Annotated in this window: 11 protein-coding genes; 4 read left to right on the plus strand and 7 right to left on the minus strand. The window is 71.8% G+C overall.

Going from position 1 to position 14,755, the window contains the following annotated elements; genetic code table 11:
* From NYZ95_RS12605 to NYZ95_RS12620, 4 genes are read left to right on the plus strand one after another with little or no spacing between them, the layout of a single operon-like run.
* Nucleotides 1–1,389, plus strand: coding sequence for a bifunctional cytidylyltransferase/SDR family oxidoreductase (locus tag NYZ95_RS12605; protein ID WP_262851668.1), 1,389 nt, complete (start codon nucleotides 1–3; stop codon nucleotides 1,387–1,389).
* Nucleotides 1,382–4,876 carry a CDP-glycerol glycerophosphotransferase family protein gene (locus tag NYZ95_RS12610; protein WP_262851669.1) on the plus strand — a complete coding sequence of 1,165 codons (3,495 nt, stop codon included), beginning with the start codon at nucleotides 1,382–1,384 and terminating at the stop codon, nucleotides 4,874–4,876. Before NYZ95_RS12605 ends, NYZ95_RS12610 begins: the two co-directional genes overlap by 8 nt.
* Nucleotides 4,876–5,871 carry a glycosyltransferase family 2 protein gene (locus tag NYZ95_RS12615; protein WP_262851670.1) on the plus strand — a complete coding sequence of 332 codons (996 nt, stop codon included), beginning with the start codon at nucleotides 4,876–4,878 and terminating at the stop codon, nucleotides 5,869–5,871. The genes NYZ95_RS12610 and NYZ95_RS12615 overlap by 1 nt, the downstream gene beginning before the upstream one ends.
* Nucleotides 5,872–5,893: 22 nt before the next feature.
* Entirely contained in the window at nucleotides 5,894–7,156 is a 1,263-nt protein-coding gene (locus NYZ95_RS12620) for a polysaccharide pyruvyl transferase family protein (RefSeq protein WP_262851671.1), read from the plus strand.
* Here NYZ95_RS12620 and NYZ95_RS12625 read toward each other — a convergent pair.
* The 7 genes from NYZ95_RS12625 to NYZ95_RS12655 all read right to left on the minus strand — a co-directional run bounded on the left by NYZ95_RS12625 (nucleotide 7,095) and on the right by NYZ95_RS12655 (nucleotide 14,715).
* A complete protein-coding gene (locus NYZ95_RS12625) occupies nucleotides 7,095–8,306 on the minus strand; it encodes a CDP-glycerol glycerophosphotransferase family protein (RefSeq protein WP_262851672.1) in 1,212 nt (403 codons plus the stop codon). The genes NYZ95_RS12620 and NYZ95_RS12625 overlap by 62 nt on opposite strands.
* A 43-nt stretch (nucleotides 8,307–8,349) precedes the next feature.
* A complete protein-coding gene (locus NYZ95_RS12630; protein WP_262851673.1) occupies nucleotides 8,350–9,183 on the minus strand; it encodes a CDP-alcohol phosphatidyltransferase family protein in 834 nt (277 codons plus the stop codon).
* Between the two features lie 5 nt (nucleotides 9,184–9,188).
* Nucleotides 9,189–9,776: a hypothetical protein gene (locus tag NYZ95_RS12635; RefSeq protein ID WP_262851674.1), complete on the minus strand. Its 588-nt coding sequence runs from the start codon at nucleotides 9,774–9,776 to the stop codon at nucleotides 9,189–9,191.
* 111 nt (nucleotides 9,777–9,887) lie between these two features.
* On the minus strand, nucleotides 9,888–10,835 hold the full coding sequence (locus tag NYZ95_RS12640) for a glutathione S-transferase family protein (RefSeq protein ID WP_262852037.1): 948 nt from the start codon (nucleotides 10,833–10,835) through the stop codon (nucleotides 9,888–9,890).
* Nucleotides 10,836–10,906: 71 nt separating this feature from the next.
* Nucleotides 10,907–12,178: an MFS transporter gene (locus NYZ95_RS12645; protein ID WP_262851675.1), complete on the minus strand. Its 1,272-nt coding sequence runs from the start codon at nucleotides 12,176–12,178 to the stop codon at nucleotides 10,907–10,909.
* Complete coding sequence (locus NYZ95_RS12650; protein WP_262851676.1) at nucleotides 12,175–14,145, minus strand: M13 family metallopeptidase; 1,971 nt, start codon at nucleotides 14,143–14,145, stop codon at nucleotides 12,175–12,177. Before NYZ95_RS12650 ends, NYZ95_RS12645 begins: the two co-directional genes overlap by 4 nt.
* Nucleotides 14,146–14,154: 9 nt before the next feature.
* A complete protein-coding gene (locus NYZ95_RS12655) occupies nucleotides 14,155–14,715 on the minus strand; it encodes a helix-turn-helix domain-containing protein (protein WP_262851677.1) in 561 nt (186 codons plus the stop codon).
* Between the last annotated feature and the right edge of the window lie 40 nt (nucleotides 14,716–14,755).

Raw genomic sequence — 14,755 nt, forward strand, 5'->3', positions numbered from 1 at the left:
GTGGCCGTGGTGCTGGCCGGCGGCACCGGCACCCGGGTCGGCCTGTCGATCCCGAAGCAGCTGATCAAGATCGCAGGCAAGCCGATCATCGAGCACACGATCGCGGTCATGCAGGCCTCACCGCTCATCGACGAGATCGTCGTGATGATGACGCCGGGCCACCTCGACCCCGTCCGCAGCATCGTCCGCAACGGCGGCTACGACAAGGTCACCCAGATCCTCGAGGGCGCCGACACCCGCAACGCCACCACCCAGCGGGCGCTGGACGCTCTCGGTGACGAGGAGTGCAACGTCCTCCTCCACGACGCCGTACGCCCGCTGGTCTCCCAGACGATCATCGAGGACGTCGTCGCCGCGCTCGGCACGTACGAGGCCGTGGACACGGTCATCCCGTCGGCCGACACGATCGTCGCCGTCCACGAGGACTCCGAGACCATCGCGGACGTGCTCCCGCGCCACCTGCTGCGCCGCGGGCAGACCCCGCAGGCGTTCCGGCTGTCGGTCATCCGCGCCGCGTACGCCAAGGCCGCCGAGGACCCCGACTTCGTGGCGACCGACGACTGCACCGTCGTCCTGCGCTACACGCCCGAGGTCCCCATCACGGTGGTCGACGGGCACGAGCGCAACATGAAGGTCACCGAGCCCATCGACGTCTACATCGCCGACAAGCTCTTCCAGCTGGCCTCCGCGGAGCGCCCCGAGGCGATGTCCGACACGCAGCACGCGGCCGTGCTCGAGGGCAAGACCGTCGTCGTCTTCGGCGGCTCGTACGGGATCGGCGGCGACATCGCGGCCCTCGCCGAGCGTGCAGGGGCGACCGTCTTCACGTTCGCGCGCTCGAGCACCGGGACGCACGTCGAGCGGCGTGCCGACGTCCGTGCCGCGGCAGAGACCGTCCTCGCGAAGACCGGCCGCGTGGACTACGTCGTCAACACGGCGGGAGTCCTCCCGATCGCGCCGCTGTCGGAGACCAGCGAAGAGACGATCTACAACGCGACCGAGGTGAACTACCTCGGGCCGATCTTCATCGCCCAGGAGTTCTACCCGCACCTCGCGGCGACCTCCGGCTCGCTCCTGCTCTTCACCTCGTCGTCGTACACGCGCGGCCGTTCGGGCTACTCGCTGTACTCCTCGGCGAAGGCGGCCGTCGTCAACCTCACGCAGGCGCTCGCCGACGAGTGGGCCGGCTCCGTCCGGGTGAACTGCGTCAACCCCGAGCGCACCGGTACGCCGATGCGCACCAAGGCGTTCGGTGAGGAGCCGGCGGGTACCCTGCTGTCCTCGGAGGAGGTCGCGCGCCAGTCGCTCGACGTGCTCCTGTCCTCGCAGACGGGACACGTCATCGACATCCGGCGAGAGAACGGCCCGGCTGCGATCACGAATGGCTGATCCAGGCCTGGCACCCCCGGAGGCCGCCCGCGTGATGGCGGCCCGTGCTGGCGACGCGGTGACGGCCCTCGGTGCCGCCGCAGCCGTCGCCCTGGCGGCCGCCGCGGCGCTTGCGGGCGTCGTCGAGCCGGTCGTCGTCACCGTCCTCCTCGTCGTCATCGCCGCGCTGGCCTACGACGGGTGGCGCTTCGTCCACCGTGACGACCTCCCGGTGAGCGTCGACCGTGTGCTCCTCGGGCACGGCGGGGCGCTGCGCGGCATGGTCGGCGCGGCCGTCACCGTCTGCTTCGTCGCGTGGAGCGACGCGTCCGCGTGGGTCGCGGCGCTGGCCGCGCTGATGAGCATCGGTGTGGTGGTGCTCGAGCCGGTGCTCGGCCAGGCGCGCCAGTACCGCGTGACCTTCGTGTCCAACGTCCCCGGCCTGACCCCGGCGCCGAAGCAGGTCGACCTCGAGGCTGCGGCGACCGGCGCGCACCTGGGGGCGCTCGCCTTCGGCGCCGTCACCGCAGGGGTCGGGCTGTCGCCGTGGTGGTGGGCCGCCGTCACGGTCGTCGCCGCGGGGCCCGACATCGTGATGGGCCTCAACGCCGTCGCCCGGATGCGTGCCGGCCGCAAGATCGAGGCCGACCTCCCCGGCGCCGTGGCGGCCCTCGCTCCCGACGCCCTCGTCTACACGGCGTGGCCCGAGGACGGCACGCACCAGGTCACGATGTGGCTCCCGTACCTCGAGCGGACCGGACGCCAGCTCCTCCTCGTCACCCGCCACAACTACCCGGCCGAGCTGCTCGCCGAGCGCACGGACCTCCCGATCGTGATGCGTCACGGGTCGCGCGACCTCGACGACGTGGTCGCTCCGTCGTTGACGACCGCGTTCTACGTCAACGCCTCGTCGGGCAACAGCATCTTCGTCCGCCACAACCAGCTGACCCACGTCTTCTTGGGCCACGGAGACTCCGACAAGCCGACGTCGTACAACCCGACGCACGCGATGTACGACCGGATCTTCGCGGCGGGGGAGGCGGCCGTCCGGCGCTACGCGGCCCACGGCGTCGCGATCCCGCGGGAGAAGTTCGACATCGTCGGCCGCCCGCAGGTCGAGGGCGTCGCACGCGTCGACGGCCCGGTCCCCGCAGAGCCGACGGTGCTGTACGCGCCGACGTGGCGCGGCCACGTCGACGAGACGGCGTACCACTCGCTGCCCATCGGCACCGCGATCGTCGGCGCGCTCCTCGAGCGGGGCGCGACGGTCGTCTTCCGGCCGCACCCGTTCAGCTACCAGTTCGAGACCGACACCGACACCATCCGCACCATCCACCAGATGCTGCGCGAGGACGCCGCGCGGACCGGACGGGCGCACGTCTTCGGCGAGCAGGCCGAGCGCGTGATGTCGATCTTCGACTGCATCAACGCCGCGGACGCGATGGTTTCGGACGTCTCGAGCGTCGTCGTCGACTGGCTGTTCTCCGGCAAGCCGTTCGCGATGACCGCGATGACCGAGAACGGGCGCGACTTCGTCGGGCACTACCCGATCGCGGCGGCCTCGTACGTGATCGAGGGCGACGCCTCCAACCTCTCGGCCGCGCTCGACTCGATGCTCGGCAGCGACCCTCTCGCGCTCGAGCGGCGCGCGGTCCGCAACGACTACCTGGGCGACTTCCCGGCCGAGGGGTACGCCGACGTCTTCGTCGACCGTGCACGCGAGATCATCGACCAGCGTCCCACCGGGGCACTCGTGAAGGAGACCGCTGCGGCGGAGACCGACGACGGCGGTGTGAAGCTGACCCTCGGCGCCGTGCGTCGCCAGCTGGCGGTCGCCGCGCGCGACGTCACGACCGGTGGTCTTGCGCTGCTGACGTTCGTGGCCGCGCTCCTCGGCGCCCCTCGCGGGCTGACGCTGGGCGGCGCGCTGCTGACGATGGCGCTGTTCGCCGTCCTCCACCGGCGCGCGCGCCCGGGCAACCGCAAGTTCCACCAGATCGCCGGGACGCTCCAGATGGCGCGCCTGCTGCTGGTGCTGGCGCTCGTCGTGGCGTGGTTCGACTGGCACGGGAGCTCCTGGGTGGTCGCTGCGGCCCTCGCGGTGCTGGCTGCCTCGACCGCTGCGGAGACGACGGTCTTCGACAGCTGGGAGCGGGTCGGTCTCGAGGCGCGCAACCTGCCGTCGTTGAACGTCGACGTCCGCGAGGTGGTGTCGCGCGGCACGGTCGGCGTCCTCAACGCGGGAGCGGTCGTCGCCGCGTGGCTGGCGGCGCTGGCCGGGCTCACGCCCGTGCTCGTCCTCGTGGCGGCGGCGTGCCTCGTGGCGAGCGCGGTGGCGCTCACGTACGGGCTGCGACGGGTGTACCGCTGCGTCGACGCAGAGGACCGGCTCTACGCGACGCTGGAGGAGCACGCCCCGGAGTTCACCGTCTACTTCGGGTCGAACGTCGGTGCGCGCTACCAGCTGGGCATGTGGATGCCGTACTTCGAGCGGCTCGGACGCCCGTTCGTCGTGGTGACGCGCAACCTCACGATGTTCCGCTCGATCGAGGGCATGACGTCGGCCCCGGTGATCCACCGTCCGTCGATCCGCAGTCTCCAAGAGGTCGTGGTGCCGAGCATGCGCGCGGCGTTCTACGTCAACAACGCGCCGAACAACACGCACTTCATCGAGCGTCGCCAGATGGTCCACGTCTGGCTCAACCACGGCGACTCCGAGAAGCCGGCCTGCTTCAACCCCGTCCACGCGATCTACGACCGGATCTTCGCCGCCGGCCAGGCCGGCATCGACCGCTACGCACGGCACGGCGTCGAGATCCCGCGGGAGAAGTTCGAGGTCGTCGGCCGCCCGCAGGTGGAGGACATCACGCCGGCACGGGGTCCGATCGGCGACCTGACCGACCGCACGGTGCTGTACGCGCCGACGTGGCGAGGGCCGTACGCGGACTCGGAGGTGTACTCGCTGCCGCGCGGCGAGGAGATCGTGAAGGCGCTGCTCAAGCGGGAGGTGCGGGTCATCTTCCGGTCGCACCCGTTCAACTACCGCTTCCCGGACGCGACCCGGATGGTCGCCCGGATCGGGGCCCTGCTCGATGCCGACCGTGCGCGGACCGGGCGCCAGCACCTGTGGGGCGACGCCGCCGAGGTCCGCATGTCGGTGGTCGACTGCTTCAACGCGTCCGACGCGATGGTCGCGGACGTGTCGGCGGTCGTGTCCGACTACCTCCAGTCGCAGAAGCCGTTCGCGATGATCGCCGTCGGTCGCACGCCGGAGGCACTCCGTGAGGAGGCGCCTGCCGCCCGTGCGGCGTACGTCGTCGACGGCGCGGTGAGCGACCTCGAGCCGGCGCTCGACGCGATGCTCGGAGAGGACCCGCTGGCCCACGAGCGGGCGCAGACGCGTGTGTACTACCTGGGTGACTTCCCCGCCGGTTCGTACGCCGACGGGTTCCTGACCGCCGGACGTCGCCTCATCGACGCCGGCCCGCTGGACGAAGGGCTGCGTTGATGAGCGAGGAGAGCACGATGCCGGTCACTGGGATGCCGCCGGTGTCGGTCTTCATGACCGTGCGCAACGAGGAGCGCGACCTCGCCGACTGCGTCGAGCGCATCCTGGACCAGGACTACGCCGGCGAGCTCGAGGTCGTCGTCGCTGTCGGTCCGTCGGAGGACCGCACGCGCGAGATCGCCGACGCGCTCGCGGCGGAGCACCCGACGGTCACGGTGGTCGACAACCCGACGGGCCTCACCCCGCACGGGCTCAACGCCGCGATCGCGGCCGCCCGCCACGACTTCCTCGTCCGTGCCGACGGGCACGCCCTCTTCCCGTCGCACTACCTGACCGCGGTGGTGACGGCGCTGATGGAGACGGGCGCCGCGAACGTCGGCGGGTGCATGGCGCCTCACGGGACGACGCCCTTCGGACGTGCTGTGGCGCGGACGATGTCGTCGCGGTTCGGCATCGGCGGCGCCGCGTTCCACACCGGCGGCGCCCCGGGTCCGCAGCTGACGGTCTACCTCGGTGCCTTCCGGCGCAGCGCGCTGGAGAAGGTCGGCGGCTACGACGAGCACTTCGTCCGGGCCCAGGACTGGGAGCTGAACCACCGCCTGCGCGAGGCGGGGGAGACCATCTGGTTCCTCCCTGACCTCGCCGTCACGTACCACCCGCGGGAGACGTGGAAGGCGTTCGCCACCCAGCAGTACCGGACGGGCGGGTGGCGCAGACGCGTCATCCGGCGGCACCCGGAGACGGCGTCCGTGCGCTACCTCGCTCCGCCCACGGTGGTGGTGGCCTCTGCCCTCGGGCTGGTCGCCGGCATCCTCGGTCTCTTCACGACGCCGTGGCTGCTGCTGGGCCTCCTTGCTCCTGTCGCGTACCTTGTCGGGGTGACGGCCGCCTCGCTGTGGGAGGGCCGTGACCTCGATGCAGCGGCGCGTGTCCGCCTCCCGGTGGCCATGGTGACGATGCACTTCGCGTGGGGGCTAGGCTTTCTCCTGAGTTAGTCAATCGTTCTAGGAGACTTTTGTGACGCAGGTCCTCCTCCGGGCCCACCGCAACCCGTTCACGACGCCGTCGGCCGACAGGGTGCTCGCACGCAACCTCATCGGCGACAACGTCGGCAACCTCGTGTTCAGCTACGCGGTGCAGCGGACGTTGGCGACGGCCGACACGACGATCCAGGTCGCGCGGCTCAACCACGCCCGGACCCTGCGGCCGGAGGAGATCGACGAGCGCTTCGACCACGTCGTCATCCCGCTCGCCAACGCGTTCCGCAAGCGGTTCCTCCCGAACCTCGACGCGATCAGCGAGACGATCGAGAAGCTCTCGATCCCCGTGACCGTCGTCGGCGTCGGGGTGCAGTCGGCGGTCGGAGAGGGCGTACGCGCGCCGCGGCAGGTCGGCGACTCGGTCACGCGCTTCATGCGTGCGGTCCTCGACCACTCGCCGTCGGTCGGCGTCCGTGGGGAGTGGACGGCGGAGTACCTCCGCGGACTCGGCTTCGGCGAGGACCACGTCGACGTGATCGGGTGCCCGTCGATGTTCCTGCACGGTGACACGCTCCCGCTGCGCGAGCCCGCGCGTCGCCTCGCTCCCAAGGGGCCGATCGCCTTCAACCTCTCGCCGTACCTCGACCAGATGGCCCCCGTCGTCGAGGAGCAGGCGGCGCGCTACCCCGGCCTGGTCTACTTCGCGCAGGACATCCGGACGCTCGCGCTCCTGCTCGAGGGCACCGACGCGCGCCCCGGGAGCGACCGGCGCCTTCCGGTGCACCCCGACCACCCGCTGATCGCCGAGGGGCGCACGCGCTTCCCGCTCGACGCCACGACGTGGATGGAGGCGCTCTCGCGCTTCCCGTTCTCGTTCGGCACCCGCATCCACGGCAACATCGCAGCGCTGCTCGCGGGGACCCCCGCGTACGTGCTCGCGCACGACGCCCGCACGCTCGAGCTCGCGCGCTACCACGAGATCCCGCACCGCCGCATCGACCGTGACGTCGACGGGGTGGATGCCCTCGCGCTCTACGCCGAGGCCGACTGGACTCCGACGGTCAACGGCCACGCCGAGCGCTTCCGGCGCTACTCCGCCTTCCTGGGCCGGCACGCGTTGAAGCACGTGTTCGAGCCGGGGGAGTCTGCGGACAAGTTCGACCGCCGGATCGCCCGCAAGTCCTTCGCCCCCCTGGTGGGTGCACCGGACGAGGCATCTGCGGTCCACGTCCGTAGCGTCAGCGGGCGGCTCCGGGGCCGTCTGAAGAAGCTCGTCCAAGGGGCACGGACGCGAGGCTGACCGCCTCCTTGAGGGCCGCGACGAGACGCACGGTGCTCGAGCCCGGGGTGGTGTCGCCGAAGTACGCGGCCGCCAGCTCGCGCATCCGCTCGCGCGGCCACGGCCGGTCGAGGACCTCGGCGGCCCGCGGTGCGTCGGCCGCCTCGAGGCGTGGCACCTCGTCGAGGAAGAGCGACGGAGGCAGGGCCGCCCTGGGCTCGGTGGGCACCGTCACGAGCATCGGCTTGGTGGTCGCGAGCCAGTCGTAGGCCACCGACGAGAGATCGGTGACGCACACATCGGCGAAGGCCCACTGCCACCCGTACGGGCCGGTGTCGACCAGGTGGTCGCGCCCGTGCTCGGCCAGCAGCGCACGGATCCGACGGTCCGCGGCCGCGTACGCCGGGTCCTGGACGCCCGTACGGGGGTGCGGGCGGTAGATGACGCGGTAGCGAGGGTCGCCGACGAGAGACCGGACCAGCGCCAGACCGTGCGAGGCGACCGAGCCGTACGCCATGCTCCGCCGGTCGCCCTCCCACGTCGGCGCGTAGAGGACGCGCGTGCGCCCGTCGTCGGGCCAGTCCGGCGCTCCGGGGTAGTCGAGGTCGAGCTGGGGCCGCCCGATCTCGCGCACGTGCGCGGCGTCGTCGAACTCGCGCAGCGCGCCGGCCATGCGCTGCCGCGCGGCGGGGCCTGCGACGAGCACCCGGTCGTACGCCTTGTTCTGGTTGGTGACGCTGGAGTCCTTGTCGCTCTCCCCGTGGCCGAGGTGCACGTGGACCGGGCTCGCGAACCGCAGCATGCGGAAGTTGAGGGGGAGGTGGTTGACGTAGGTGACGACGCGGAGGGCGCCGTGGCCCACGAGCGTCTCCAGGAAGGACGAGCCGGGGGCGAAGAAGACCGGCAGCGGCGTCTCGTCGAGCACCCGGCGCCCGGTGTCCGGACGCGAGACGATCACGACCACCGGCCAGGGGAGCGCGGCGAGGACGCGGTCCCACTGGTGGAGCTGGTAGAGGTTCTCAGGGCCGTCGGCGAAGTAGAGCGCCAGCGGAGCGTCCAGCGCGGCCGGGTTGCTGTTGCACCGTGCGGCGAACGAGCGGCGGTCGAGCCGGTTGCGGACGAGGGCGCCTCCTCGGCGCGCGACCTGGCCGAGGCGACGGATCCGGTGCACGCCGGACAGCCTACCGTCGTCCTCCGTCGTGCCGGCGCTCTCCTCAGGGAGTCGGCGCGCGCAGCCGCGACGACGCCATGATCGACAGGAAGTGGCCGACGACGGCCAGCAGGGCGAGCGGCAGCAGCGCGACGACGAGCGTACGCGTGCCGGCGAGGCCACCCCAGGCGTCTCCGGCGACGAGGTCGATGACGGCGGCGACGAGCGCGAACAGCGTGAGCTCGACGGAGTGGTAGAGCCGGTGGAAGGGGACGAACCGTGCCATCCGTCGCAGGGTCGCGACCAGGCCGGGCCGGGGCGCGGCGGCCTCGGCGCTGTCGGCGACGCGGGGGAGGCCCGAGAAGGCGCGCGAGACGTGGACGAAGTCGTTCAGGGACTTGTTGAGCAGGATCACCACGGCCAGCAGGGCGCCGAGCGTCGTCCAGCCGTAGTGGTCGGACATGTCCGGGAGCCCGCCGGCAGCACGGACGCCGAGCGCGATCGGGATCAGCGACTCGGTCGTGTAGTGACCGATCTTGTCGAGGAACGTCCCCGCAGGCGACAGCGTCCCGCGCCAGCGCGCGACCTCGCCGTCCGCACAGTCGAGCAGCATCTGCAGCTGCCCGAAGAAGACGGCCAGGAGGACCCCCACCAGGCCCGGCACCAGGAGCGACCCCGCCGCCAGCCACCCGCTCAGGATCATCAGACCCGTGACCGCGTTGGCGCTCAGGCCCAGCCTGACCAGCGGGCGGCTCACGTACGGCGAGATGTCGCGGAGGTAGAGGTCTGCGACCCAGTGCTCCGCGCTGCGGCGTGCCCGCACCTCCGGAGGCTGGGCGATCGCCCGGTACTCCGCGAGGGTCGGGCGGCTGGGACGTGAGGCTGCGGAGGCGGGCACGGCGGCTACCGTAGCAGCCGGACCCCCGCGCCCTTGGAGGTGAGCAGAGCGGGGTCCGGGGCCGTCCACCGCAGGACCTCTGGGCAGAACGGCTCGTGCCACTCACGGACCACCGTGCCCTCGGCGGTCGGCACGACCTCGGCCCACCACTTCGGGCAGTGCGGGCAGTCGGTGATCACGAGGTCGACCGGGTCGAACTCCACCGAGACCATCGGGCTGCTGCCTTCCGGGTGGCCGCCGGCCTGGCTGAGGTCCACGAGGAAGCCTTCGGTGATCAGTTCCTCACCGTCCGCCGCCTGGCGGTCGCTGCCGACGGCCACGACTTCGTGGACGAAGCCACGGGTGTCGACGATCCGGTGCTGGTAGCTGAACCCACGGCAGTCACCGCGCCCCCGCGTCGCCAGCAGTGCACGCGTGCGGCCGACGTCGTCCGGGTGCTGGTGGTCGAGGACGACCCCCGTGGTGATCGGCAACGTCTCCGGGAAACCGAAGATCCCACGAAGCTCCTCGGAGAAGTCCCACGCCTCCGTGCGTGGCCGGTACGTGAAGTGGCCGAGTGCGGGCGATGGCCCCCACGGCATGTCGTGCTTCATACGCGCTCCCCCGCGTTCGCGGCCGCCCCCCAGCGGCCTGAGGCACGACCGTAGGCGCCGAGAGGCCGCCCTGACAAGGGTTGCGGCCACGTTGCAGCCGCAATTCACCCCTCAGGTGGCAAGCGTGCCCGGGGGGAGCGCAGCGGGAGCGGTGCCGTCACCGAAGGGCGAGCCGCCCAGCTCTTCGCGTCCGTGCGGGGTGTGCCACCCCGACAGGTCCGGACCCTTCGGCACGATCTGCGTGGGGTTGATGTCGGCGTGCACGACGTAGTAGTGCGCCTTGATCTGGTCGAAGTCCGTGGTGTCGCCGAAGCCTGGCGTCTGGAAGAGGTCGCGCGCGTACGCCCAGAGCACGGGCATCTCGGTGAGCTTCTGGCGGTTGCACTTGAAGTGCCCGTGGTAGACGGCGTCGAAGCGCGCGAGCGTGGTGAACAGGCGCACGTCGGCCTCGGTGAGGGTGTCGCCCATGAGGTAGCGCCGGGTCGCGAGACGCTCCTCCAGCCAGTCGAGCGCGGTCCAGAGCCGGTCGTACGCCGCGTCGTACGCCTCCTGCGAGCCGGCGAAGCCGCACCGGTAGACCCCGTTGTTGACCTCGGTGAAGACCCGCTTCATCACGGTCTCCATCTCGTCGCGCAGGTGCTCGGGCCAGAGGTCCGGTGCGCCGTCGCGGTGGTAGTCGCGCCACTCGAAGAAGAGGTCGCGCGTGATCTGGTCGAAGTCGTTGGTCGCCACGGCCTTCGTCGGGACGTCGACCATCGCGGGGACGGTGATGCCGAGGGGGTACTCGGGGTCGCGGGCGAAGTACGCCTGCTGGAGCCGCTCGTACCCGAGGACGGGGTCGACGCCGCCGGGGTCGAGGTCGAACGTCCAGCTGCGGACGTCGTGCACCGGCCCGCAGAGGCCCATCGAGAGGACGTCCTCGAGGCCGAGGAGGCGACGGACGATCACGGCGCGGTTGGCCCAGGGGCACGCTCGAGCCGCGATCAGGCGGTAGCGGCCGGGCTCGACGGGGTAGCCGTCACGGCCGTCGCGGGTGATCCGTGTCGTCAGGTAGCGCATGTCGCGGCTGTAGTCCTCGCCGCTCTGCACGTAGGCGCCCTTGGTGGAGTGCGGGTCTTCGGTGGTCGAGGTCACGTGACCAGTCTGCCCCGCCGGCCCAGCCGGTGTCTCCCGGCCAGGACCATCCGGATCGCTGGGACCGTGAGGAAGGCCGCGACGAGGTTGAGGGGACCGAAGCCCCACGCGTTGATGATCACGCCCGCGAGGAGACCTCCCACGGCGCCGCCGAGGCTCATCAGGAAGTCCGACGTGCCCTGCACCGTCGGGCGTACCGGGGCGGGGACCGCCTGCGCGACCAGCGACGACCCGGCGATGGTCGAGGCCGACCACCCCAGCCCCAGCAAGGTGAGGCCGACGATCATGCGGGTCTCGGACTCGCCCGCCGTGCCGGCGACCAGCGCGGCGAGCAGGAGCAGCGCCTGCCCCAGGACGATCGTGCGTCCACGGCCCCAGCGGTCGGCGAGGATGCCCATCACCGGCGCCAGCGCGAACATCCCGGCGATGTGCAGGCTGATCGTCAGGCCGATGATCGTGAGCGTCGAGCCGTGGTCGGCCATGTGGACGGGGGTCATCGCCATCACGGCGACCATCAGCGCGTGCGCCCCCACGATCGTGACGACGCCCGTACGCGCGGCCGCGTTGGTGCGCAGCACCGGCCAGGCGTCGCGCATCCGCGGTCGGGTCGCGGCACCCTCGTCCACACGCGGTCGCAGGCTGTCGGCGACGCGCAGCGGGTCGGGGACGAGGGCGACGCCGGTGAGCACCGCGGTGAGCGCGAACCCGACGGCGGCGAGGGCGAACGGCCCCGCGAGGTCCGGGATGCCCAGGGCCTCGGCGGTGCGCGCGCCGAGGGCGGTGAGGTTCGGACCGATCACGGAGCCGATCGTCGTGGCCCAGACCACCAGCGAGAGGGCTCGCCCGACGTGCTGCGGCTCGGCGAGGTCGGTCGCGGCGTAGCGGGACTGGAGGTTGGTCGCGGTGCTGGCGCCGACGACGAACAGGCCCGCGAGCAGCAGCCACGCGGCGTCGAGCTCGGCGCCGGCGACCACGACGAGCGCCCCCACGGCCGCCAGCACCCAACCGACCGTGAGCGCCGGTCGCCGCCCCCGGGCCGAGGCCAGCGCCGCCAGCGGGAGCGCGATCAGGGCGGAGCCGAGCGTGAGCATCGTCGTGGCGAGCCCGGCCCAGGCCGACGACCCCGACACCTCCTTGACCAGGAGCGCGCCCACCGAGAGCGCAGCCCCCGCCCCGAGGCCGCCCACCACCTGCACGGCCGACAGGACGCCGACCGTACGGCGCTGGACGTGGGCGACGCCCTCGGGGGAGGGGACGGACGTGCTCACCAGATCGTCACGCGCTGGTCGACGTCCAGCCACAGGTCGTCGGTCTCGGCGAGCCCGAACGCGTCGTAGAAGGCGTCGATGTTGCGGACGACCTGGTTGCACCGGAACTCCGGCGGCGAGTGCGGGTCGATCGTGAGACGACGGACGACCTCGGTCGGACGGACCTTGCCGCGCCAGACCTGCGCCCACGACACGAAGAACCGTTGGATCCCGGTGAGGCCGTCGAGGACCGGCGGCTCGGCCCCGTCGAGCGAGAGGAGGTACGCCTTGAGCGCGATCCCGAGCCCACCGAGGTCACCGATGTTCTCGCCGATCGTGAGCGCCCCGTTGACCGTCTGCCCGTCGGCGCCGTCCGGCGAGAGGGCGTCGTACTGCGCGATCAGCGTGCCGGTCAGCTTGTCGAACGCAGCACGGTCGTCGTCGCTCCACCAGTTGCGCAGCGCGCCGGTGCCGTCGTACTGCGAGCCCTGGTCGTCGAAGCCGTGCCCGATCTCGTGGCCGATCACGCCGCCGATCCCGCCGTAGTTGACCGCGTCGTCGGCGTCGGCGTCGAAGAACGGGGGCTGCAGGATGGCAGCCGGGAAGACGATCTCGTTCATCGTCGGGTTGTAGTAGGCGTTGACCGTCTGGGGGGTCATCAGCCACTCGTCGCGGTCGATCGGCTGACCGATCTTGGCCAGCTCGCGGTCGGTCGCCACGTCGGAGGCGCGACGGACGTTGCCGAGGAGGTCGCGCGGGTCCGCGACCAGGGCCCCGTAGTCACGCCACTTCTTCGGGTAGCCGACCTTCGGCGTGAACGCGGCAAGCTTCTCGAGCGCGCGCTCCTTGGTGACCTCGCTCATCCACGGCAGCTCGCGGATGCTCTGCTCGTACGCCCGCACGAGGTTCGCGACGAGCTCGTCCATGCGCGCCGCCGCGACCGGCGGGAAGTGGCGCTCGACGTACAGGCGTCCGACGCCCTCGCCGATGGCGCCCTCGACGAACGCGACCGCGCGCTTCCAGCGTGCGCGCAGCTCGGTCGTGCCGGAGAGCGTCCGGCCGTAGAACGCGAAGTTCTCGTCGACGAAGGCGCTGGAGAGGTAGGGGGCGGCAGCGCTGACGAGACGGAACCGCAGCCAGTCCTTCCACGTGTCGACGTCCTCTTCGCGCAGGGCCTCGGAGAGCGTCTCGAACGCCGAGGGCTGCGACACGACGACCTCGGCGAGCACGTCGAGGTCGAAGCGCGCGGCCCGTGCCCACGCGCGCCAGTCGAGCGACGGGGTGAGGAGCTGCAGCTCGTCGAGCGTCGTGAGGTTGTACGTCTTGACGGCGTCGCGGCTCGCAACGCGGTCCCAGTGCCCGGCGGCGAGCCTCGACTCCAGCCCGTACACCCGGGTGGCGCGTTCCTGGCCGCCGTCGAACCCGGCGAGGGTGAGCATCGTGGCCACGTGCTCGCGGTACGCCGTGCGGACGGCCTCGAACTGGTCCTCGCGGTAGTAGGCCTCGTCGGGCAGGCCGAGGCCACCCTGGAGCATCGTCACGACGTAACGGTCGGGGTTGCCGCTGTCCGGGCCGACGTACATGCCGAAGACGCTCGACGCCGCCTTGCGCTCGAGCCCGCCGAGCGCCTCCACGACGTCGTGGAGGTCGGTGATCGCGTCGATCGCGGCGAGGTCGTCCGCGAGCGGTGCTGCGCCGAGGGCCTCGACGCGGTCGGTGTCCATGAAGCTGGTGTAGAGCGCGCCGATCTTGGCGGGCTCGTCCTCCACGGCGGATCCTGCGGGGTCGCCCGACGCCTGCTGGCACTCCTCGACGATCGCGCGGACGTGCTTCTCGGCCTCGTCGACGAGCGTGACGAAGGAGCCGGCGACGGCGCGGTCGGCCGGGATCTCGGCGGTCGAGAGCCACGCCCCGTTCACGTGTCGGAACAGGTCGTCCTGGACCCGGACGTCGTGGTCGATCCCGCTGCTGTCGATGCCTGATCTCATCCGGTCAGTCTAGGGAGCCCCGCCCTCTGCGGCGACGGAGTTCTCGTGCGGGGTGAGGATCACGAGGACGGCCTCGGCGGGCTCGTCGCCGAGGACCTCGTACGTGTGGGGGCGATCGGCGCCGAAGCGGCCGTGCTCGCCCCCGGCCGCCGTCCGGAGCTCGCCGGGTGTGCCGAAGCGCAGCCTCCCGCGGGTCACGACGAGGTGCTCGACGACGCCGTCCCCGTGCGCCGGAGAGCGCCGGATGCTGCCGGGCGCGAAGCGCATCGCGTACGTCTCGACCGTCGTGCCCTCGCTCGTGCGGACGTCGACCAGGTGGGCCGTGAGGCCCCCTCCGGAGACCTCGGCGCCGACGGCGTCGTCGAGCAGCGCGGCCAGCGGGACGTGGAGCGGACCGGCGAGGGCGTACAGGGTGGCGAGCGTCGGGTTGCGCTGGCCCGACTCCAGCTCGGACAGGGAGCCCTTGCCGACCCCTGCCGCACGCGCGAGCGCCGACTGGCTGAGCCCGCGCGCCACCCGCAGGTCGCGGACCCGTCCACCGATCCGGGCAGAGGCGTCGGGACTGGACATGGCCGCCACCCTAGCGTCTATCGTTCCGTATACAGAACGG

This window comes from Mumia quercus, assembly GCF_025506335.1.
Taxonomy (GTDB): Bacteria; Actinomycetota; Actinomycetes; order Propionibacteriales; family Nocardioidaceae; genus Mumia; species Mumia quercus.